General features: G+C 47.7%; 19 protein-coding genes and 1 pseudogene. All 20 read right to left on the reverse strand.

The genetic code is table 11. The features are described 5' to 3' along the window. Window positions 1-130: 130 nt before the first annotated feature. Window positions 131-3,823 (reverse strand): conjugal transfer protein TraN, encoded by a 3,693-nt coding sequence (gene traN, locus IEW93_RS17370; protein ID WP_188740525.1) that lies wholly within the window; start codon window positions 3,821-3,823, stop codon window positions 131-133. 2 nt (window positions 3,824-3,825) lie between these two features. Next, on the reverse strand, window positions 3,826-4,806 hold the full coding sequence (locus IEW93_RS17375) for a TraU family protein (RefSeq protein WP_428847853.1): 981 nt from the start codon (window positions 4,804-4,806) through the stop codon (window positions 3,826-3,828). A gap of 31 nt (window positions 4,807-4,837) precedes the next feature. Then, window positions 4,838-5,851, reverse strand: a complete 1,014-nt coding sequence (locus tag IEW93_RS17380; protein ID WP_428847854.1) for a TrbC family F-type conjugative pilus assembly protein — start codon at window positions 5,849-5,851, stop codon at window positions 4,838-4,840. 121 nt (window positions 5,852-5,972) lie between these two features. Further along, a complete protein-coding gene (locus tag IEW93_RS17385; protein WP_188740527.1) occupies window positions 5,973-6,485 on the reverse strand; it encodes a S26 family signal peptidase in 513 nt (170 codons plus the stop codon). Then, window positions 6,469-6,816: a hypothetical protein gene (locus tag IEW93_RS17390; RefSeq protein WP_001044650.1), complete on the reverse strand. Its 348-nt coding sequence runs from the start codon at window positions 6,814-6,816 to the stop codon at window positions 6,469-6,471. The genes IEW93_RS17385 and IEW93_RS17390 overlap by 17 nt, the downstream gene beginning before the upstream one ends. Next, window positions 6,809-9,208, reverse strand: coding sequence for a type IV secretion system protein TraC (gene traC / locus IEW93_RS17395; protein ID WP_156846295.1), 2,400 nt, complete (start codon window positions 9,206-9,208; stop codon window positions 6,809-6,811). Before traC ends, IEW93_RS17390 begins: the two co-directional genes overlap by 8 nt. After that, a complete protein-coding gene (locus tag IEW93_RS17400; RefSeq protein ID WP_001228924.1) occupies window positions 9,208-9,900 on the reverse strand; it encodes a DsbC family protein in 693 nt (230 codons plus the stop codon). Before IEW93_RS17400 ends, traC begins: the two co-directional genes overlap by 1 nt. A gap of 131 nt (window positions 9,901-10,031) precedes the next feature. Further along, a complete protein-coding gene (locus tag IEW93_RS17405) occupies window positions 10,032-10,970 on the reverse strand; it encodes a nucleotidyl transferase AbiEii/AbiGii toxin family protein (protein WP_188740528.1) in 939 nt (312 codons plus the stop codon). Next, entirely contained in the window at window positions 10,963-11,754 is a 792-nt protein-coding gene (locus IEW93_RS17410) for a type IV toxin-antitoxin system AbiEi family antitoxin (protein WP_188740529.1), read from the reverse strand. The genes IEW93_RS17405 and IEW93_RS17410 overlap by 8 nt, the downstream gene beginning before the upstream one ends. Before the next feature lie 219 nt (window positions 11,755-11,973). Further along, window positions 11,974-12,360, reverse strand: a complete 387-nt coding sequence (gene traA, locus IEW93_RS17415; RefSeq protein WP_000180225.1) for a TraA family conjugative transfer protein — start codon at window positions 12,358-12,360, stop codon at window positions 11,974-11,976. Continuing rightward, window positions 12,357-12,929: a TraV family lipoprotein gene (locus IEW93_RS17420; protein WP_188740530.1), complete on the reverse strand. Its 573-nt coding sequence runs from the start codon at window positions 12,927-12,929 to the stop codon at window positions 12,357-12,359. The genes traA and IEW93_RS17420 overlap by 4 nt, the downstream gene beginning before the upstream one ends. 74 nt (window positions 12,930-13,003) lie before the next feature. Further along, window positions 13,004-14,293, reverse strand: a complete 1,290-nt coding sequence (locus IEW93_RS17425) for a TraB/VirB10 family protein (RefSeq protein WP_188740531.1) — start codon at window positions 14,291-14,293, stop codon at window positions 13,004-13,006. Window positions 14,294-14,295: 2 nt separating this feature from the next. After that, a complete protein-coding gene (locus IEW93_RS17430; RefSeq protein WP_188740538.1) occupies window positions 14,296-15,192 on the reverse strand; it encodes a TraK domain-containing protein in 897 nt (298 codons plus the stop codon). Then, complete coding sequence (locus IEW93_RS17435; RefSeq protein WP_028870242.1) at window positions 15,176-15,802, reverse strand: TraE/TraK family type IV conjugative transfer system protein; 627 nt, start codon at window positions 15,800-15,802, stop codon at window positions 15,176-15,178. The genes IEW93_RS17430 and IEW93_RS17435 overlap by 17 nt, the downstream gene beginning before the upstream one ends. Further along, window positions 15,799-16,080, reverse strand: coding sequence for a type IV conjugative transfer system protein TraL (gene traL / locus IEW93_RS17440; RefSeq protein WP_000433889.1), 282 nt, complete (start codon window positions 16,078-16,080; stop codon window positions 15,799-15,801). Before traL ends, IEW93_RS17435 begins: the two co-directional genes overlap by 4 nt. A gap of 109 nt (window positions 16,081-16,189) precedes the next feature. Further along, a complete protein-coding gene (locus tag IEW93_RS17445) occupies window positions 16,190-16,918 on the reverse strand; it encodes a UU032 domain-containing protein (protein WP_188740532.1) in 729 nt (242 codons plus the stop codon). After that, the gene (locus tag IEW93_RS17450; protein ID WP_188740533.1) at window positions 16,918-17,382 is read right to left on the reverse strand and encodes a Panacea domain-containing protein; all 465 of its coding nucleotides are present in this window, start codon (window positions 17,380-17,382) and stop codon (window positions 16,918-16,920) included. Before IEW93_RS17450 ends, IEW93_RS17445 begins: the two co-directional genes overlap by 1 nt. A gap of 80 nt (window positions 17,383-17,462) precedes the next feature. Beyond that, window positions 17,463-18,098 carry an IncC plasmid conjugative DNA transfer DtrJ family protein gene (locus IEW93_RS17455; RefSeq protein ID WP_188740534.1) on the reverse strand — a complete coding sequence of 212 codons (636 nt, stop codon included), beginning with the start codon at window positions 18,096-18,098 and terminating at the stop codon, window positions 17,463-17,465. Continuing rightward, window positions 18,085-18,645, reverse strand: coding sequence for a conjugative transfer protein (locus tag IEW93_RS17460; RefSeq protein WP_188740535.1), 561 nt, complete (start codon window positions 18,643-18,645; stop codon window positions 18,085-18,087). The genes IEW93_RS17455 and IEW93_RS17460 overlap by 14 nt, the downstream gene beginning before the upstream one ends. Window positions 18,646-18,654: 9 nt before the next feature. After that, a pseudogene (locus IEW93_RS17465) lies at window positions 18,655-19,248 on the reverse strand (TraM recognition domain-containing protein); the annotation flags it as partial. Between the last annotated feature and the right edge of the window lie 117 nt (window positions 19,249-19,365).

A 19,365-nucleotide genomic window follows, 5' to 3' on the forward strand; every position in this document is an offset into this window, starting at 1 on the left:
GCAGCTTCCCTAAAACTCAAGCTTATGCTAATCGATCAAGCTATTTAGTAAACTTCGGAAGAATGATGAATCAAACACTTCTATTTCTTCATCAGTACTGGTTCCATTAATACTGATGAAGCAACTTCTTTTAATTATTCCCCGAAATTTCTTCTGTCGCCTCCTGACGCAGTTTCTGGGCATCCATTCCGTTTAGCCGTTCAATGGCTCTGTCTGCGGTACTTTGACGGTTTCCATCAACGTTTAGGGTACTTCCTGAGCCAGTGAGTCTTTCCAGATCCAGTGGCGGTACTTCGGGTAGGTTGCCTGTTATCGATAAGATACCTATCCATTCATCCAGATTGACTTGGCTCCAATCCACCTGGTTTAACTGACTCGCGGTTAAACCTTCACAGTTTGGTGACTTGGCACTGCCCCAGCCAAGGCCCAATTGCGGACGTACTTGTTCCTGAATGATCCGTGAAAGCGGCGAAGTAAAGCAGCAATATGACTGCCGTTTTTCAACACAGGCACCTAAGAACTTAGACTTGCAGTAAGAGCCTACATAGTGGCAACTCTTCAATACCCGCTTGGCGTTCATTTCAAACTCACTCTGCTCACATTTCCAGATAAGCTGAATGAGGATCATGGTGACTGAATAAATCATGTAGGCCGTCATAACCGTACTCAGAACCGCGCCAGCAGCGCCACCCAGCGCGAAGTTACCACCCGAAACAACACCATCGGCTCCAACCGCGCCACCAACGTTACTAAACAGTGCCGATTGCGCCCCCGAACCAAAGGTCGTGCCTACCCATTCAGCCGTTTTGTTGGTCAACACCTGCATGAAGCCTGTCGCAGCTTGCTCCGCTCCCGCGCCAGCAGCCGTTGATGGCCCAGCCCCCATGAGAGAGTCCCATGCAGACACAAAGGGCTCTTTGACCGCACTCCAAGTACTGGTGATTGGTTCCCTAAGCGTATTCCACGAACCATAGATAGCTGACGACGGATTCATGGCCATGACTGCCGTATCAAGCTTGTTAACCGCCACTATCATCGTGATGTAATCCGATAACGACACGCCACTTGGCTTTTCACAGCAATCCACTATGCCACCAACGGCTTTTTTGCACTGGCCAGCATTACCTTTAAAGACCGTACACTCGACGTTATCTTGGCCATCAGCGCCCGTACATGACATATCATTGGTCATAAACTGCGCCGCATTAAGCATCGCAGCTGCTTCTGCAAAGTTAGCCTGCTTGATTGACTCTGGCTCTAAACAATCTGTGCCCATACAGCGAACTGGCCCCTCACAGTTGTATTGAGTTTCCATTCGAGCATTTTGCACTTCAACGCTTTGTCCGCAGTCATACACCAAACTTTGGATATAACAGAAGCCTTCATGACCAGCCCCGCCTTCAGTGCATTCGGTTCTGACATACTGGCAGGCCGGGTTTTGCTCTAGCGCGGCACACGTATTGGTGGTCGTATTTTGTCCGTTATTGACGATGGTTTGTGTATTACCATTGGCATCTACCCAGCTATCTGAGCTGCCCATGTTGAACTCTGGATGAGCAGTCGAAGCATTGTAGGTCGCTCTTGCCCTCCAGCATGAGAGCCCCAGTCCATCAGAACTGCCACGACTGGTTAAATGAGCAGGAGACGAAACAACCGCCGGATAAAGGCTTCCCAGATTGGCCAACTCGCCACTACCAACCGTTAACCCTTCAATTCGTTTTGTGCCCGTATCCAAACACTGCCACTGCACCGCAGTAAACTGATCCGTTTGCATCAAGCATTGGTCTATGCCTGGGTCACTTGATTGATGAACAACGTCTTGCTCTAAGTACTTGCCAGAGAAGGTCAATGAAGCGCTCAGTTTCGCAGGAGCCAAACACTTCTGAACTTCTCGGCTGCAAGTATCGAAATCGACTTTGTTCCAGCCGGATTCACATCTGGAACGAGTGACTTCCTGAGGTTCATGCCACGAAATAATCGACCCATTAACGACCTTGCACAATGAGCCAACCAAGGTTCCTTTTGGACAGGTCATTTCAGGGTACTTAATGGACGGTTTCGTCTCAGTCACCGTTTTCTTATTGCCCGTCAGTGAGAGTGTCGTTTTCCAACCATTTGCCTTGGATGGCGACTCGGTGATTTCTATCTCAGTATTTTGATTATCAAAAATCCTCAGCGTCGCGTTTCCAGTTTGCATAGTACTGCTGTGCTGTGGAACAAAACTGAGCGTTTCGGAGCTAAAGCAACCACGCTCAATGGACCAGCTTTGTTGATGGGTTTCAGCAGATACACGTCGCTCTAACTGACACTGAGTAAGCGTGCTGATCTTTTCGCACACCTGGTAATCCGGTACATGCTTGGTTTCAGTGAATGGCGTAATCGTCTGAGTAGGCTCACAGGCCTCAAAACTACTTGGCATAAGGTTGGATACCACACACTTTGGATCGCTGGTTTGCAATCCACAGTCATAGGTATCGGTAAAACGAATGCATTCACCTTTATCATTGGTTTCAGCACATTCTGATGACATGAAGCCACAGGAAGGATTCGCTTCAAGCACTTGGCAGGCCTGATTTTCAATCCCCTTATAGCTTTCATCATCCACACTCACTTGTACACGCCGACACAAAGGCGATATGCCAGCCACTGGGCTTGGGGCAAAATAGGATTCACAAACTGAAACACCATTGACCACCGTACATCCGTTGGTTGATGACGGCTGATCCGTACATTGAATGCTGTAGTCTGAAAACTTCGTCGGGATATCCGCTGCTTGTTCGATACAGGACTGTGGTGACCAACTATCATTCATCACCACCTTGGTTGGATCAAAACGCACCTTGATGCGTGCATACCCCTCACCACTACCCGTAACCGATACGCGAATTTTTACCGGCACTTCTAAACCGGGCTCTACCGCTTTTAGCTTAGCGGTTAAGTCAGTATTAGGATTGCGCTCCCAACTGGTACTAAGCTCGCAGCGACCAGCCGTTTCTGGTGGAAAGTTATTGTTCGGCCCAGACCAGACTTTCTGATCACCAAGCCACACTTGCATGTAGTCATCCCATTTGGCGTACTCAAGTACGGCTGAGGTAATCGCATCGGGATTCACGACTTTGAGTGTGATGGCCTGTTCGAACACTTTACAACGACCACTCCAGTAGTTGTCGCCAATTCGTCCTATCCAAACTTCAAGACACCCCTCACCACAAGAGCGAAGGTTCATCGGTCCTGAAACATGCTCAATAATGCCTGCCGTGTAATCGTGAGTAATAGTGCAGCTGTTAACCGCTGTATTGAGCCTGTCACATTGCTGATAGTTTGGGCTGCCTTCACCTTGAGACTCACAGCCTGGGAAGCTTTGCGTTAATAGATTGGGGTCAGTTTGAACCGCATCAGTTAATGCCCAAAGCGGATCATTGACCATATCTGGCCGAGACCTGTCTTTGATTTGCTGTAACGAACGAAATGCTTCACCCGTAGCGCCACTTTCGGATGCCATGCTCTCTTGGCGCTGTGTCCCCAATTGATTCATGCTGGCATCAGAGCCATAAACGCCCGTTAAGACATCCAATGAGCCCTGATCCATACCAGGGAAAAGCTCTTGCAAGTTAATGGACTCATTACCACTGCCATTCGGCACCGACAATGTATTGCCATTGAGTGCGGGCATCGTCCAGTTTTGCAGCAATTGCTTACCTTCTTGTTGTCCGCTTAGGCCGGATTGGCGCTGCACATCAGCGGCCACACCATGTAAGGGCAAGCACGCCATAGTGATTGATAAAATACCCGCTAAAACTCGGGTAAAAAGTGTTGGTTTCATAGTTAACCTCCCAAGTTACAGCAGTCTTGCCAGCGCCACAAAATGTAGAGCGCATCTTCTCCGGCACCGGGGATCGTTCGCCACTCTCCCCATTTCATGGTGCTTTCACCGATGACATGCGCACTTTCAGTTTCCGGTACAGGGAAGAACATACTCATCTTGTATTGGGATTTCGGCAGCATGGGTTCGATAACAGGTCGGCATAGCGCACTGTTCCCCATTGTTCGCCTAGCAAGACCACGCCTGTGTTGAGCCGCGATTGCTCGCGCCGCTAAATGACTGGTGTTTTCTGCTAATGAGCCAAAAGCTAAGGTGTGGCCAGATAACGGGTAGAGATGGCCCCAACTGCCAGCACACCAAAACAACTGGTCGATGGGTTTACCAAGCGTTGATGAGGCAGCGTCAGCGGTACAAGCAGAGATAGCCAATGGATTGGCAACGGCAGCAGCTTCAGGCTGAGTAAAAAAGGCCAGTTCATCGTTCAGCCATGTTGGGTCCAATTCCGACAAATACATCAAGTCAAAGTCCATGTAACCATCGGCATTGCAATTGCCATCCATGAACAAATCGAGCATGACCAAAAGCGGAAAGGCGTAATAATGGTAATGGTAGAAAGCAAGATCACCGGTATCGTATTCACCCTCGCCATGACCACCTTGCAGTCGTCTATCACCTAACGGTAAACGAATCCCTCCCAGGGAAGGCGAACAACCCGGCGTTCTGACCAGTTCAATCAAACGCGCTGGCTCCCACATACTGGTAACAATACCTGGCCTTGGCACACCTAAGTTGTCTTCACATAAGCAAAATGACTTGTTTGATGCGCCGCTTGGGACATTGCCAGAGCCAAGAGGAAGACCGGCAACCCGGATAGGAAAAATGCATGACCAGCAAACATACGTCAGCAACTTGCCGGACAATAACCCCGCGTCTGGGCAGGTCAATTCGGCTTTAGCAGGAATAGATGCGCCAAGGACAAACATGACAACGAGAGTCCGCAACAGACGATACGTATTATTGAGCTTTTTCATGAACAAGCTCCTTTGCTGGAATTTCTTCAATTTCAAACGCGAGTCCCTTTGCTTGAACAAACGATGGGGTGACTTGCAAATCAAAGCGCTGCTTTAGCGAGGCATTGAGAAGGTAAACCGGACTGTCCAATGTCTTTTCGAGCGCATTGAGGCTATTCCAGCCTTGAGTACGGTCGAGCTGCGTGGTGATAAGCGTAATGCGTCGTAGTGTCCTATCTTGCGTCTCAAGCCAATGCGCAACTGCGTCCACTTCTTCAGCGTTCGACGCATTAAACACCACAAGCTGCTGAGTAAATGGCAAGGCTTTTAGCGGGTTAATACGCGTTCCTGCTGGGATCAATGTTCGGCCATTGGCATCCAATAGTGGCCGATGCATGACGATGGTTGGATCAACCATTCTTATCCGATACTGCGTGGCTTTGGGTAACTCAGTAAATGTTTGGCGAGACCAGAAACGCTCAATGGCTTTTTTCTTTAACGCGCCTAAGTCAATCGACTGTAAACGCTGCATCGCCACTTGCATCAAATCCGGTTCTAAAATCGAATGAATAGGACCGCGTTGACCCAATGAACCGGTATTGCCGGTTTCAATTTGACGCTGCAACCAGTCCTTGCTGTAAACCCCTAGTGCACTTGCAGTCACCTTGTCATCTTCTATGCGGAAAATGGCAGGCACGCTAGTCACCCGCCAGTGCACAAAGGCTTTCGGATCGATTCGAACCTGAGGAACAGGATCAAGTCCCACCATCAGCGTATGCCAATCACGGATAGCCGCCCCCAAGGTCTTTCCTTCAGGAATTCCCCGAAACAACACAATAGCGCCGGTTGTACTGGCCTCTTTAAATAGCTGCTTCAGTGAGGAATCCCCCAGTGAGGACGACGCAAATATCAACCATTCATCGCTGTGTTTGAGCGACACAGGTTGTTCAACCGGTGCAAAAGGCTCGATAAATTCAGATGAGCCATCCACAGCACTTTGTAAAATGCTGCGGCTCATTTCGACGATCTTTTTGTCCTCGTCAGACAACGGATAAGGCTCTTGTGCCCAGGACACTTGAACCCAAGCCAATGGAGCAACCAACAAAAATAAGAGACATAGTCTTTGCATCATCTACCTCCTACCAAAGCGGCCAAGCGCGACCGACAATCTGCTCGCGCTTAACGGCATTCCAATAGCGGGAGTCGAAACTCGTAGCAGCCTCGCCGGAAAACCAATACTCGTTTTCTTGCAGCGTCAATGAGCGGCTAAATTGTGATTCCGCCACACCAAGACGCCGGGCTAATGCCATGCCGGTAGAGACTTGAGCACCATTCACCAGCACATGCTCAGGAGTCACATTGACTTCATCCCCAGGCATCCCTGTTAGGCGTTTCAGCATACGAGTACCGTCGTTATATAACGGAGCGAGTCCTTTTGAGTGGAAGGCATACAAACCATCCTTAACGGGCTCTTTATTCCATAGGTCAATCAGATACACCGTGGTATCAGGCAGGCAGCGCTCTTGCTGGGTATCAATACCTATTCGGTAGCGCATCATGGCGTAGGTGCCTACCAAGGCCATGATTAACGCAAGAACGGTCAACCGAATGAGATATGGCCGCCAAGGCATTCTTTTACGGAGTATCTGCATGAGACACCTCCTTTGAGCCTACTGGCACAAATACAGAATCATCAGCACCCACCACCGCTTGGGCATCCAGCACGATAAAACCGGCTGCTTTTAGCTTTTCAATTTGCTGATTGGTCTGAAGCAACCTGGATTCGATGTCTTGTTCGCTGGCATTGGGGCCCAATGACAACACCGCCTCCCCAAAATCCACGACTGCAATGGGCGTACTTAACGCCAACTGGCTGTGGATGGGTTCGAGTGTTTTCATTAAGAGCCAGCTGGTCATTAAACCGCTACCAGCAATAGACAAAGTAATAGAAGCCATAAATGGCCAAAGCGTGGTTTTATTCATAGCCTCGCTCCTTCAACAACTGAGAGATGGCATCAGCAACAGAAAGGCCTTTGCGCGTTAACTGTTTAATCGCGTTTACATCTTCTGCACGGGACGAGTACAACAGCTTGTGAAACGGATCGACGATGAGGCGGCCAATCCCGGTGCCCATCTCGGTAATAAAGAAAATTTCGGAATAGACACCCGTGACGGTATGAACCGTTTTCAGGTATTCATAACCGCCTTCACCTAGTGGCAAGCGGCCTTCTTTTTTGAGCGCGTTGATGGTTTCAGCTTTTTGGCCAAGCAGGTACATATTGGCCGAGTTTTCAGCGATGGCTTTACCTGTAGGGCTGTCATACAAATCGTTGACCGACTGCGTTACCGTTACAGCACTGCCGCCATATTTTCGAAATCGACGGTAACCCGTCTCGATGAACTTACCGACATCACCTTGAGTCAGCAGATCCCAGGCTTCGTCAATGAACACAATCTTGCGACGATCCCGCTCACCTAAGTACATCTCTTGTTGGATTTGGTAGATAAGCTGAAGCAACACCACTTGTTGTAGATGCTTACGCCCCTTGAGCTCTTCTAACTCCAGAACGGTGAAACGGTTTTTGAAGCGAATATTGTTGTGACCATTAAAGAAACGGCCATATTCGCCCTGTGTCGTAAACGGATAGAGCTGCTCACCCACGTCTTGCACACGTCGGTCTTCGTGATTTTTTAAAGCCTCTGCCACATCATCAACTAACATGGCACGACCTTTTTTCTCCCACAGTTCACGGGTCTGACGTTTTAAGTTGGCCATCTGAAAATCCGTTAATGACTGCGTAGGTGCGGCCATTGCGGCCAATAACCCAACCAGTACATCCGCTTCTTCGTCATAGTCCTCAACGATTTCAAACGGATTTAAGCAAATGCCACTGTCCCGCCCGAACTGTAAGAACTCACCGTCATAGACTTCACACAGCTTTTCATAAGAGCGGCCAACATCAATCACCCAGCATTGGCCTCCTTCTGATAAGTAGGAGGAGATGATTTCGTTCACTAGGAAAGACTTGCCCGACCCCGATTGCGCCGCGATGCAACAGTTGTAATTACTGCCCGAGTCATAAAGGGACACACTCATGATCTGACCATTACGGGAAACAAAGTTAATCACCGGCGTGCCAGTGCCTTTCCAATCCGCAAACAAAGGCAACAGAGGGATGACATGCCGTGTCGCCATGGTCTTGAATCGAAACAAGTCGTTCATCGCCTGGCGGTCAGCTCCAAATGGCAAGGCATTCAGGAAAATGGGCAAACAGAAGTACTTGTCTTCCATCAGCTCAAATCCGAGCTCTTTGAAATAGGTTCGAGCATTTGAAACAGAGCTGATGGACGCCTCTTCCGTCGGGGAAAACAGCGTTAAGGTCATATTTGCCCGAATAGGACGATCACCTTCTTGCAAAGCTTCAAAAAGAACATCAAACCCCTTTTTCTTGGCTGCAAGCACCGGCACAAACTTGAGCATCGGGCCATAGGCCTGATTGACCGCCCATTGACGCTTCGTCTCTAAACGAGATCGCATCGCCTCAGCTGAGGGAAAGTGAATGGTGACATTTAGCAAAAAGCTGCCGCGTAAACCGCGACTGCCCGTCATCATATCGCCCGCAAAACTTGCGGCATGACCAAACCAGATCCGCTCAGGCAAGCGCTTAAATGATAAGGTTTTAACTCGGTAATCACCCAGCATCAGACCTTGGCTATCCACCTTGATAGCTCGGTCATAATCCAACACTTGCTCCCTAAGTGGTTTATCTGCCTCACTGCGGATTGGAGATGGATTGCGCCAAGAAGCATCTTTTCCCCAGTTAAGCTGAGCACTTAATGCCGCGAGCCAATTTCGGTCAGTCATCTCAGTGACGCGAAAACCAACCGTTGCCAACGCCTGTGAGAAAGAAGCTCGAAGCGCGGATGCTCTACTCAACTCACGCTCCGTCGGTATAGAACTTTCCAAAGGCAATTTGCAAGTGACGATCAGTTGAAAGTTGCGTACCTGAGTCTGGGTCGATTCTTCTATCGGTTGAACCGTGCCCCCATCGAGGAAATCCGCACGTTTGCGTATCGACGCCCTAAGCAATGGATCGGATTGACGATGCCGTAAGCCCATCATGCGCTGAAGGTCGGTTTGAATATCAGGGGATGCGTACAGGCCAAATTGCAGCAAAGTGTCTTTTGGCCAGTCGTTGTTGAGTAGAACATTAACCCTGTCTGCAACAGACTCATCACCACCCGGCAACGGGTCACATAGAAAACCAAAGCCAACACTCTGGTCTTCCATGAAAAACAGTTGCTCATCGTCGGAATAGGCCAATACTGGCAAGAGCTCTGAAGCGCGTTGCCCTGAATACAGAGAGGCTTTCATTAACGCCCCTCCAACCAAGCAGAAAGATCATAAGGACGGCCTCGGCTGATGCGACCATCATTGGCGACGATGAAAGGCACACCTTGAATGCCCAGGATTTGAGCCGTCACCAAGGTACGCTGCATTGGTTCTAAGTTGCAGGCATCATCCTGTTCTAGGTTACCAATCCGGCCATTCAGCAATGCATCGGTGGCCGCTTTTTTGTCACGCGCACAGCCAAGCTGGCGAACCTGACGCTCTGAATCAGGACCAAGCACTGGCACAGGGAGTATTTGGAAGGTGTATTCTTTGGTTAACGGTAAAGCTTGTTTCAAAAGCTCATGGCAGTGCGGGCACCGGGGGTCAACAAAGACCACCACTTTCTTTTTGCCTTCGCCCAGCGTCAGTGGGTTCAAATCATCCATTTTTAAGCCAAGACGACTTAAGTCCAGCGTGTTTCCCGCTTCACGAATCTCTTCAAGGCTGGTAAGCGGCTTTTTCGACCAGGCATCATAGAGCGTGCCATCAATGACGAACCGGCCACTGTCTGACATGAAAACAATACGGCCATTGCTTTCGACCGCTTTCATACCCGTGACCGGCAAAGAAACCATGCCGTCAATTTTGCCAACGGGCGACACTTCAGACACAGGTTCAGCTTGAACCAATGGAGACAGCGCAAGCGCCAGAATGATTGGAGATAGTTTTCGCATGAGGAGTCCTCGTTAATGTAAATCGAGGCTCCAGTCTATGCAGTTGTCCTATGTGGACTCGGTTAGATAGATTGAAGAAATCGCAATCTAACTAGGGGGCTTATAGCTCGTTGAGGTTTGTTATAAACGAATTACTCGGCGTTTGCGTTAACAAGCCAATCATCAAGCACTTGCTTCAATTTATCTAATTGCTCTTGGTGTTTTGCTTGATTCTTTGCCAATTTGTTAATGTTCTGCAATTTCCAACGAATCGCTGGCAAGTCTGCTGCATTAGGATAGTCAAACAATGCCCAGTCAGGTTGCCCTCTTTTGAATGACATAAGGAAAGCATGATCCCTTTCTGTGAAATGTTTTTGCAGTTCAATTAACATCATGGGCCTAACAGAGGCTAAGTCTTCGCATTCAACTTTTTCAAAAGTCATTCCGTCAAATTCTGCCTGAAATTTCTCATTCAGAGGCTGCCAGTTTGGCGACATGACTTCATTAATAGGCCTAGGGTGACTTAATGTATAGGTTAAAAAACCCACCAAAATCTCTCTCGAAATCCCTTCACTGCCAAGTAACATACGCACATCAAATAAGTCGCGAGGATGTTGGCGATCCATTGCAGCACACAATTTCCCACCATACAGATCGGGAAGACTGACTACCTGAATCTCAGCATAACCAAACTCGTCTTCAACAGACTCTTGAACTGGCATTATTTCTGCACTATGTAATGTACCTCTGGCGACGGGCGACACTTCAATTTTGATCGTCGCAACCGGGCTTGATACAACTATTCTCAGTTCATCAGCTTTATTATCCTGAAGTGCCGCTCGGATATCTGGTTGAGTATTGATTCTGTCTGTAATGCGCTGCAATGCAGCCCTGACATTAATCAAAGCCTCATCTCTTGGTTCAAGTGGAAGATAAGCAAGATCAATATCTACAGATAACCGAGGAAAATCTCTCACAAATAAATTAATGGCGGTGCCACCTTTAAGTGCAAAAACCGTCTCTGTTGCTACCACAGGAAGCATTCTTATGAGCAAGGAAACCTGTTTGTAATATGGGCTATCTTTATCCATTATGTTGTTCACCTTTTTTGACGCTTAATATCTCTGGCACTGTGATTTGATATCGCTCATCAAAACGTCCTTTTTCGACAACCTGCCGCTTTCCTGCACCCAATTCAATTCTTGTTTCATCTATGCGATTGACCCACTGGTGATCGTAGTATCGACCCAGAAATAGAAATATTCGGTTTGCCTGAACAGAGCTGCTTCGTTCAAGAATATCTTGTACTTTTCTAGGGCTAAGATTGACTAAACCCTGAAATAATTCTGCGACATGCTCAAATGAAATCAGCTTCCCAATCGCGTCTACCACCTCATAGGCAGCAAGTTCTGCACAGCTGACAGTGAGCTCTTTCTCTTTAACCGTGATCCTTTTCAAATCTTTCTCGGGATTCAGTTCAAGCTTATGGTTTCCACAGTAAAACCAATTCTGATAAGGGAATTCACGAAACCATTTTGGTAAGGACGACTTGTTTTTAACGCAAATCCAAACTTGCTCTTTGTTCAGCTGTAAATAGTGACTCAGTCCTTGGTGAGTTAAGCTGCTCAATCCAGCCAAATGAACTGAAACGCCCAATTGCACATCTAATGCTTGAATGGCATCAACCCAAGTTGGCTTTATATCGCCTTGCGCATTTGGACGATAGTACACACCAGAACTAAGCTTCTTCAGCCAACCGTTCTGCGCGTACTTCTGAGCCAACGAGTAGCTCACGCCGTTTTCAGTCAGCCATTGCTGAAGTACTAGCGCACCAGGAGAAGTATGAGCAACAAGCCAGTTTATCTTAGATGACATTTTAACACCCAAAGTATGAATATCACGAACAGTATAAACCATTTGGTTTATTGTGATAGAGATTTTAACACCTTAGGTATTAATATACCTAATACTGTAAACTAAACTCGCTAATGCGGCGTTGTTGAAATGAAAAGGTCTACACAACATCACTAATAACCCGATGCTGTGTAGACCTAGTTTGATTACCTTAAGTGAACTGCCTACTATGGCTCACATTCAGGTGCCCAGTAAAACGGCACTGATTGCTGGAACTGTTGTGCCAATAACTTCTTGAGTGCTGGCAACAACAGGTAAGGTTGCAGACATAACACTTTCAACGACGGTTGGCGTATTGTAGAGACCCATACCGCCACCAATGCCCAGAGCAAAAGCCATCAAGCTTTGGCGAGCGATACCGCCCACAATACCCACCAGAACCATGGCTCCCGCTACGATCCGTCCCAAAGTACCTTGGGTCCAATCTTTTAGGGTATCCCACACATCGGTGAAAGCATCACCACCGGTGCCCGCAAATGAGGGCTCCGAAATCATTAACGCCATCAAACCAAGCGCACCAATGGTCATTAGGCGCTGAGTCTGAATGGTGCGAACTGCATTTGTCATTCGTTAGTTTCTCCGTAGATACTCAAGTTATCGCGCTTACCATCAGCTCCCGCTGAGGCAGAATCGCTTTGAGTCTGAAGTGGACGTAGCACTGGCGAAACCGTTCGAGGTGCTGACACCCCAATATCCCACCGGCGCGGTTCAATTTCGGTAAACACGTAGCTGGATAAATTCAGGTCCCCACGATCATCCTCCCAAGGCGCAATCCAAATCCGCATTACCCTTGAAGGAATGCGAATAGGTGCAGATTGCTGCGTCTCGGGTAATGCTGGATGGCTCAACAGTCCTGTTTCTAAATCAGATTGTGAATACCCCGAGGGAGAACCAATTCGAGTCGCCACAGCATCAATCGTCTTGGGTGCAGCGCCATTACTGGTAAGCTCATAGACTTCACGAGCGGATAAACAGCGCACACCGTCAGGCATACCTGGGCATCCATATTCACTACTCCCGAGACCCAATGAACTACAGCCAGACAATAAGGTTGAGCCGACTGCCAATAAAAATAATCCAGCTTTAGACCACTGTTTTGACTGGTGCTTTAGGTTGTTCTGCATTGATGTCGTCATGGTTAACTCTCCTCTGGATACACATCTTATTGTCTGAAACGGACTTCGATCGGTTAGCAACATGCAGAATTTTTTCATCTTCTTGCACCTCCCCCTTGCGAAGTGGCCAACGACAACGAGGCCCCACGAGTGACTATGACTTCAATTTTCCTTGCAGCGTCTACCTCTATGACTGGGAACATATTTTCAGCCATGTCCAAATAGAACTTGGCCACTCGATCCAATGCTTTACCGGTGCCTTTAATCGCAGCACCTTGTAATGCTTCTTGGCTCATGACTTGCTGGTACAGCTGAGTATCACCGGCATTACCCGTCTGAATCGTTGGTACAGGATTCACATCAAATGCGCCTGCCAAGCCCTGTAGGAATCCGGCCATCATCGATTTAGCCACCAGTTGGCCTTGTTTCGACACTAATCGGCCACGAATACCGGCTTTGCCGTCTTCACCTACGGCATAAGAATCCAGTCGTGTTTCAATGACGCCGCCATCTTCTCTCACACATGAAATGGTCTCGCCTCGCAAATAGGCACGCTCAGAGCTCAAATCACCGTAACCTGCGGCGATCAAGAAACACTCTTTGATATCCGCTCTAAATCGGTTGGGTAAAATGGCTTCCTTTTGAATCCTCAGCAATGCTGGAAAAGGTTCGCGTCTTGCGGACTCGTGAGTAGGTGCATCCAAACCCGTGATCAAAGTACCTGAGATGATGCTGCCCGCCGGTAGATACAAAGGCGGCGCTTCTTCCACTACAACTTCTGGCTCGACAACCACTTCAGGCTCAATCATACGAATCGTGATTGGCGGCAATGGAACATCCCGTGCTCGTGAACCTTGGCCACTGGCTGGCTGCTGATAGAGCGGATCTGGCAGCGGCGCATTGGCAAAATAGTCGTCTGGGTTAGACGGCAGTGGCTTTTCTTCTTTAGGCAATTCCATGGCAGATAAAGGTACTTCAAAACGGCTATTTGTGCCTTCAGCTACTGAATCACCTCCAGCGCGAACATCATCAAGCTCCGCTCGAAGGCGAGCCAACTCCGCATTAACCTCACTTGGTATTGAAGGCGAACCTGGGCTTAGCCGTCCTGAATCGACGTCACGACGCAAGCGTTCAACTTCACGGCGTAACTGCTCGTTGCGCTCACTGAGTAGTTTTACGTTTGCAGCCAAACTATCGACCCCAACATCACGAGTATTGGTATCCGTAAGAATGTGCCGGATTGTTTCCTGTCGGTTCCGACTGCTTGAGCCATCATCAGGATTAGGTGAAAACACCATCACCATAAGAATGAGACCACCAGCAATACCGGCAACCGATAGGCCCCGCTTCATGTTCGGGCTCATTTGTTCCCATTGTGCTTTCATCGTTACTTACCTCCCACAAGAAGCGAAGGTCGCTGACTTTCCACCGCTTCTTCACGATGATTGCGAACAACCACATACAACTCAGTCTTTTCACCCGGCAACAAGATATTGCGAGGCCAGTAGGCGCTTGCCACTATATCTGGTGCATGACAAGCTATTTCACTGGCTTCTATCGGTTCATCGGCAAAGCTTTCAACCAGTCCTACATAGACGGTGAAGTAATGTCCCGTCACAATTTGCCCCTGCTTAAAACCAAACTTTAAGCCAGGCTGAAAACATTTCGGGCTTGTGTCAGTTTGGCCAGCTAAACGGATGTCATAGCCTTGTGGTAACTCATTTAGTGCAAGGCGTCTGAGTAAATCACGTAAGCTATCGACGTATGGCTGAGCCGTTTCCCAAGTGGCGGCTTTTCGGTTCACGACGCCCTTAATAGGCCACTGCTGACCATCAATAGCTAAGGTAATTTCACGCGGTGGAATACGACGAGGTACTAAGGTGACAGATAATGCGGGCGCTTCCTGACCAGGCGGAGTGATGTAAAGTGAAACCGGTGATTCTTTGTCCGTGGCCACATATACAACATTCCCCTTGATTTGCGTCTGAGCATCACTGGTTGTTCTCACCTGAGGCGATTCAAACGGCGTCACAATCCGATTCAGATGACCAAGAGCTACAGGGATCAGTTCATTAACTCCCGGTGTCATCATTAGCGTTGTTGGCACATCCGTTGAAGCCGTATTGGTTTGAGTCGGTGGATTTGCAGTAGCAGACTGCTTCATCACACTGGCTGGCACAATCGGCAATTCCACGTCTGCATACGACGCTTGAGATAACAGGACGCCACTCAAGCTGATTGCGATTAAGCTTGGAGTCAGCCATCGACTAATTTTGGTTCGCATCATTCACCCTCCGGTTTTGCTCTTGGGTCAACTTTTCACGAACGCGCTTCGTTCTAGCTTGCCCCTCATACGTATCCATCCAATTGAGCTTTGGACGGTATTGCTCAATGTCGATGTCAAACTCATAGGTGCGAGTTTGACGCTGTTCATCTCCAGATGGTCCAGAGACCAAGGAATAACCGGTCACAAAGACATGGCCGGTTTCATACTCATACTCCACTTGTCTGGGTTGGAATTTGAGCGTGACTCGGTCTTCACGGATCTGTCTTGCCTGAATCTCCAGTGCATCGACCACTTGCTGGTACACCGCAGGTGAAAGTAGCGGCTCGATAGCAACCCGGATAAAAGACACATTGCCCGGCGTCACGTTGCCCATAAGCTCAGCTAGGTAGAGCCCCCAGGATTCCAAGTAAGGCTGAGTAGCCTGGTTTCGTGACACTTCAGCCGTTTCAGACAAGGTTGGCGGTTGAATGGCTACCACGGTATTGCGAGAAAATGCCGCAACCGCAAGCAGCAAGTTAGATAGCACCAGCACCGCAATCAGGAACCGTTGCCATCGGTTCTCTAATTGCGTGCCTTGCCATGATTTTAAAAACACGTCGAACTTCACGGCAGATAGCTCCTGATAAATGGGTTAGGGATCGTCTTGGCTTTGGTTGGCAACAGTCCGGCCCAGTAGATGGCGTGAAGAATAAAACCATCCGGGCGACCATCACGAAAACGCCGATAGAGCTTGGTTGTCACCAACCCCAACAGGCATAAAACCAAGGCATTACCGGTAAAAATGCCGATCACTAGCCCCAACAGAATGGGAGCCATCTCATCGGCACTCCAAAGCAGGAAGTGCGGCGGGTCATCGATATAGGATGGAATATTTACAGGTTCCATAGTCACTCCACGTTGTTTGAATTGGGAAGTGAAGAATGACTTGGGATTGGTGGGTTCGGTGGTCAGATAGATTGAAGAATTTTGTAGTTATTAAGCCAATCTCGAAAAATTACGGCTTAAGACTTTCTATTCCTAGCAACAGTATGTCTGTTACGGAATATCCTCCGTCCTGTAGAGCGCGCTCTAATTCTTGAATATCTTCATCATTCAAGTAATGCATTAGCACATTAGTAGAAATACTCATGGAATCAATCTTTGATAAGTCTTTAAATGTCATGCATTCTTCTGTGCATTTAGGGGATTTCTTTATAAGATCTAATTTATAGATCATGGAAGAATAATCGCAGCTTAATGGACTACAATCATCGACTCGATACGAGTGGGATTTACTTGGCTGGATATTATGGAGCGGATCTAGAAGTACAACGTTGAATACGTTCCTTTCGTCCCAAAACCCAACAACACGTCCTAAGGATTTTGATACTTGAAACTGCAATATGGGAAAATCTTCAGGATTATTCCTATAACAATCATCAATCCAAGTTAAGTCTTCGCGCTTAATTGGTATGTTCTTTTGATTCCAATTGATATTGTGGTAACGCCAGGCCTCTTTTTCAGCGGCATCCGATATAAATTTTTCAACTTCTTTTTGTGATAAATCCTTTAACTTATTTAGCAAAGAAACAAACCATTTAGACTCCGATTTATCCAAACCAAAATAGTCAATTTGTTCCCAATACCGTAAAGAAAAAGTCCACCTGATTGCTTCAGGTGAACTTAGTAAAACGGGCTCTTTAGATGACTTAGGTTCAAAATCTAAAACTGGTATTTTTTGCATTATTGCAAGCGCTTTGAGTAGCACTCCATCATGGTATTTTCATTCAATTCCACTTCACAACGTTCCCAAGAAGAATAACCTTCTCTGGCTTCAACCCATGGAGATTCTTTATGAGTCATTTCTTCAAGTTGCGGACCTGAATACTTTGCATAAACACTCAAAACACGATCAATATGACTCTTACAATCTGAATCCAAGTTTTCAGGGTCGAAGTCTTGGCTAATATCTTCTTGATTAATATCTGAATATAGAGATTTTGTGTCTGAGAACCTTGAGTATATTTCTCGTGAAACAGGGCCATGCACCCACGCTTGAAACTTACCATTGAACAACGGCTTACTTTCAAAAGCTAAGTGCCACGACTGAACGTAATAAAGCAATTTTTGTAATTTTAGGTTACTTAGGCTCTCACCTGATTCAATAACCCTATGTATGACATAATCACACACATCATTTATATTCATTTATTACCCCAAAGCTCACATCAAGATATTATGACGCCACAAAATTTTAGCAGATAGAAGCATAAATTTCATCACTTAGTTTAAACCCGTTTCTGCAAGTGGCTTAACGCCAACCCTGCCATCAATGCCAAGCCGATGATCATCGACGGTAGAACCACCGGTGGAATAGCCAACGGGGCGAACAATCCCATAAACAGTAAGATGACGCCTGAACCCAAGATGATCATGCTGTAGCGGTGAATGATAGGGCTCGAAAAATCAAAGGTTGTCTTCTTAATCTTCCAGGTCATCAAGCCGTCCCACAGGGCCGGTAACATGAGAATAAGCGCAAAGGGCAACCAGACCATCAGCAAAGCAAATCGAGTGAACACTTGGTACAACACATCAAAAAATGACTGAATACGGTCTTCTACCCAGACGAACCAAAAGCCTCCCATGTTCTCCATCCCTTTAGAACGAAGTCGTTGTTCTTCAGTGGGGATTAGAAAATCACGCACAGATTGCTCCATCTGTGTATCCACAATCCATGACTGATACCAGCGATGGCTAGTTTGACCAATCCAATAGCTTGTTTGTGCGCCCAATTGATTTTGGATCATCTGCTTCTCTTTATTAATAACCCGGCCAGTCCAATCACCGGGCACTAACACGCCAATGGCAATAATCTCCAGCATCAGTGCCAGACACAGCAGCCAAACCGACTTATGCTTGCTCATGCCAAACATCCTCTTCTACTCGCGCCAGCATGGCTGCAACGGTTGGCGTCATAATCCGGGCTTTAATCACTTGTTGAAGCCGCTTTGTCGATGTATGGCCACTGACATAACGCACATCAATACGTCCTTCAGCCAAATACGCCATTCGATTTGGACGATTACGAATCCATGTGTGGAAATACACACCATCTACGGCAGCCCACTCGAAATGGTCAGGATCACGCAGGCGAATCCCGGTTAAAGCACTGGCGGCAGTCCAGGTCAGTGCCTCAATGAAATTCCAAAGGCGTACACTATCATCATCACAACTGACTTCTTCATAACTGCCCAATCCATTGCAGAGACACAAATCAAAGATGGAATGGCCATCTAACGTGAACGCATCCGTTAAGTAGTCCGCCAAGCAATACACCGAGGCCAAAGCATGAGGCCAGTCGGTTTCAAGCAGTCTTAAGGTTTCCTTGAACTGGGGGTTATGTTGCTGCCACTGAGCGAGCATTTCTTTACTGGTAAGTGTTGTCATTTTCAGACAGACAGAATGATGCATACAGACTCCTTATGCTGCCTGTGTAGAGCTGGTTAAAATAGGAATTCGACCTTTGATCACGCGGCCGCCTGAAAGCTTGGCGATGTACTCCAGGTTAGGTAGCTGGCCTAATAACTGCGGTGGAAACATATCGCCTTCTTCCTCCATCAAGCGTTCGCCATGATTGCCAGTAAATAACGCGGGGCTGTCCGAGTTGGACGACATACCTTGAGTTTGCATGATGTACTGCAACCGAGTCTTAGGCAGATTGTCAGTTATGTACTGCTGCGTTTCGGCGTCCATCACCCGAAGGGCTATCAGGTTGTTGATGTTACCTAACACCTGGCGAGCCTTAGCTTCACTGCCTGTACGAGCTGCAAAGTCAGCAAAGGTCTGAGTAGCAATTACACAACGCATTTTTGCGCCACGGCCTTTGTTGAGCAGTTGAATGAAGGGATCGTTGACGACTTCAGCCGCCTCATCGATGAAGATATTTACGGGACGATTTTCAACACCATAGTTATAGCGGTCACCGGCCACAGCGGTAAGATCGGATAAAAGCAACGAACCAATGGCGCTGCCAACCATGGCGTCGGTCAATGAATCCAACCCGATGCGTAATACCATGATGCCGATCGGTCAATACCATTCAAGCCGATCACTTTTTTGTTCGCCAGTAGACCTCCGTAAAATCTAGCTTCAGTGATCGGCTTCAGTCAAGGTATTTAGTTTTTTTCGCAT

This window comes from Shewanella inventionis (assembly GCF_014641855.1).
Classification (GTDB): Bacteria; Pseudomonadota; Gammaproteobacteria; order Enterobacterales; family Shewanellaceae; genus Shewanella; species Shewanella inventionis.

What these genes read in the sequence shown, in the direction of transcription:
- traN (WP_188740525.1), bottom strand. Translation starts at nt 3,823, where the DNA reads ATGAAACCAACACTTTTTACCCGAGTTTTAGCGGGTATTTTATCAATC.
- IEW93_RS17375 (WP_428847853.1), bottom strand. Translation starts at nt 4,806, where the DNA reads ATGTTTGTCCTTGGCGCATCTATTCCTGCTAAAGCCGAATTGACCTGC.
- IEW93_RS17380 (WP_428847854.1), bottom strand. Translation starts at nt 5,851, where the DNA reads ATGAGCCGCAGCATTTTACAAAGTGCTGTGGATGGCTCATCTGAATTT.
- IEW93_RS17385 (WP_188740527.1), bottom strand. Translation starts at nt 6,485, where the DNA reads ATGCAGATACTCCGTAAAAGAATGCCTTGGCGGCCATATCTCATTCGG.
- IEW93_RS17390 (WP_001044650.1), bottom strand. Translation starts at nt 6,816, where the DNA reads ATGAATAAAACCACGCTTTGGCCATTTATGGCTTCTATTACTTTGTCT.
- traC (WP_156846295.1), bottom strand. Translation starts at nt 9,208, where the DNA reads ATGAAAGCCTCTCTGTATTCAGGGCAACGCGCTTCAGAGCTCTTGCCA.
- IEW93_RS17400 (WP_001228924.1), bottom strand. Translation starts at nt 9,900, where the DNA reads ATGCGAAAACTATCTCCAATCATTCTGGCGCTTGCGCTGTCTCCATTG.
- IEW93_RS17405 (WP_188740528.1), bottom strand. Translation starts at nt 10,970, where the DNA reads ATGGATAAAGATAGCCCATATTACAAACAGGTTTCCTTGCTCATAAGA.
- IEW93_RS17410 (WP_188740529.1), bottom strand. Translation starts at nt 11,754, where the DNA reads ATGTCATCTAAGATAAACTGGCTTGTTGCTCATACTTCTCCTGGTGCG.
- traA (WP_000180225.1), bottom strand. Translation starts at nt 12,360, where the DNA reads ATGACAAATGCAGTTCGCACCATTCAGACTCAGCGCCTAATGACCATT.
- IEW93_RS17420 (WP_188740530.1), bottom strand. Translation starts at nt 12,929, where the DNA reads ATGACGACATCAATGCAGAACAACCTAAAGCACCAGTCAAAACAGTGG.
- IEW93_RS17425 (WP_188740531.1), bottom strand. Translation starts at nt 14,293, where the DNA reads ATGAAAGCACAATGGGAACAAATGAGCCCGAACATGAAGCGGGGCCTA.
- IEW93_RS17430 (WP_188740538.1), bottom strand. Translation starts at nt 15,192, where the DNA reads ATGCGAACCAAAATTAGTCGATGGCTGACTCCAAGCTTAATCGCAATC.
- traL (WP_000433889.1), bottom strand. Translation starts at nt 16,080, where the DNA reads ATGGAACCTGTAAATATTCCATCCTATATCGATGACCCGCCGCACTTC.
- IEW93_RS17445 (WP_188740532.1), bottom strand. Translation starts at nt 16,918, where the DNA reads ATGCAAAAAATACCAGTTTTAGATTTTGAACCTAAGTCATCTAAAGAG.
- IEW93_RS17450 (WP_188740533.1), bottom strand. Translation starts at nt 17,382, where the DNA reads ATGAATATAAATGATGTGTGTGATTATGTCATACATAGGGTTATTGAA.
- IEW93_RS17455 (WP_188740534.1), bottom strand. Translation starts at nt 18,098, where the DNA reads ATGAGCAAGCATAAGTCGGTTTGGCTGCTGTGTCTGGCACTGATGCTG.
- IEW93_RS17460 (WP_188740535.1), bottom strand. Translation starts at nt 18,645, where the DNA reads ATGCATCATTCTGTCTGTCTGAAAATGACAACACTTACCAGTAAAGAA.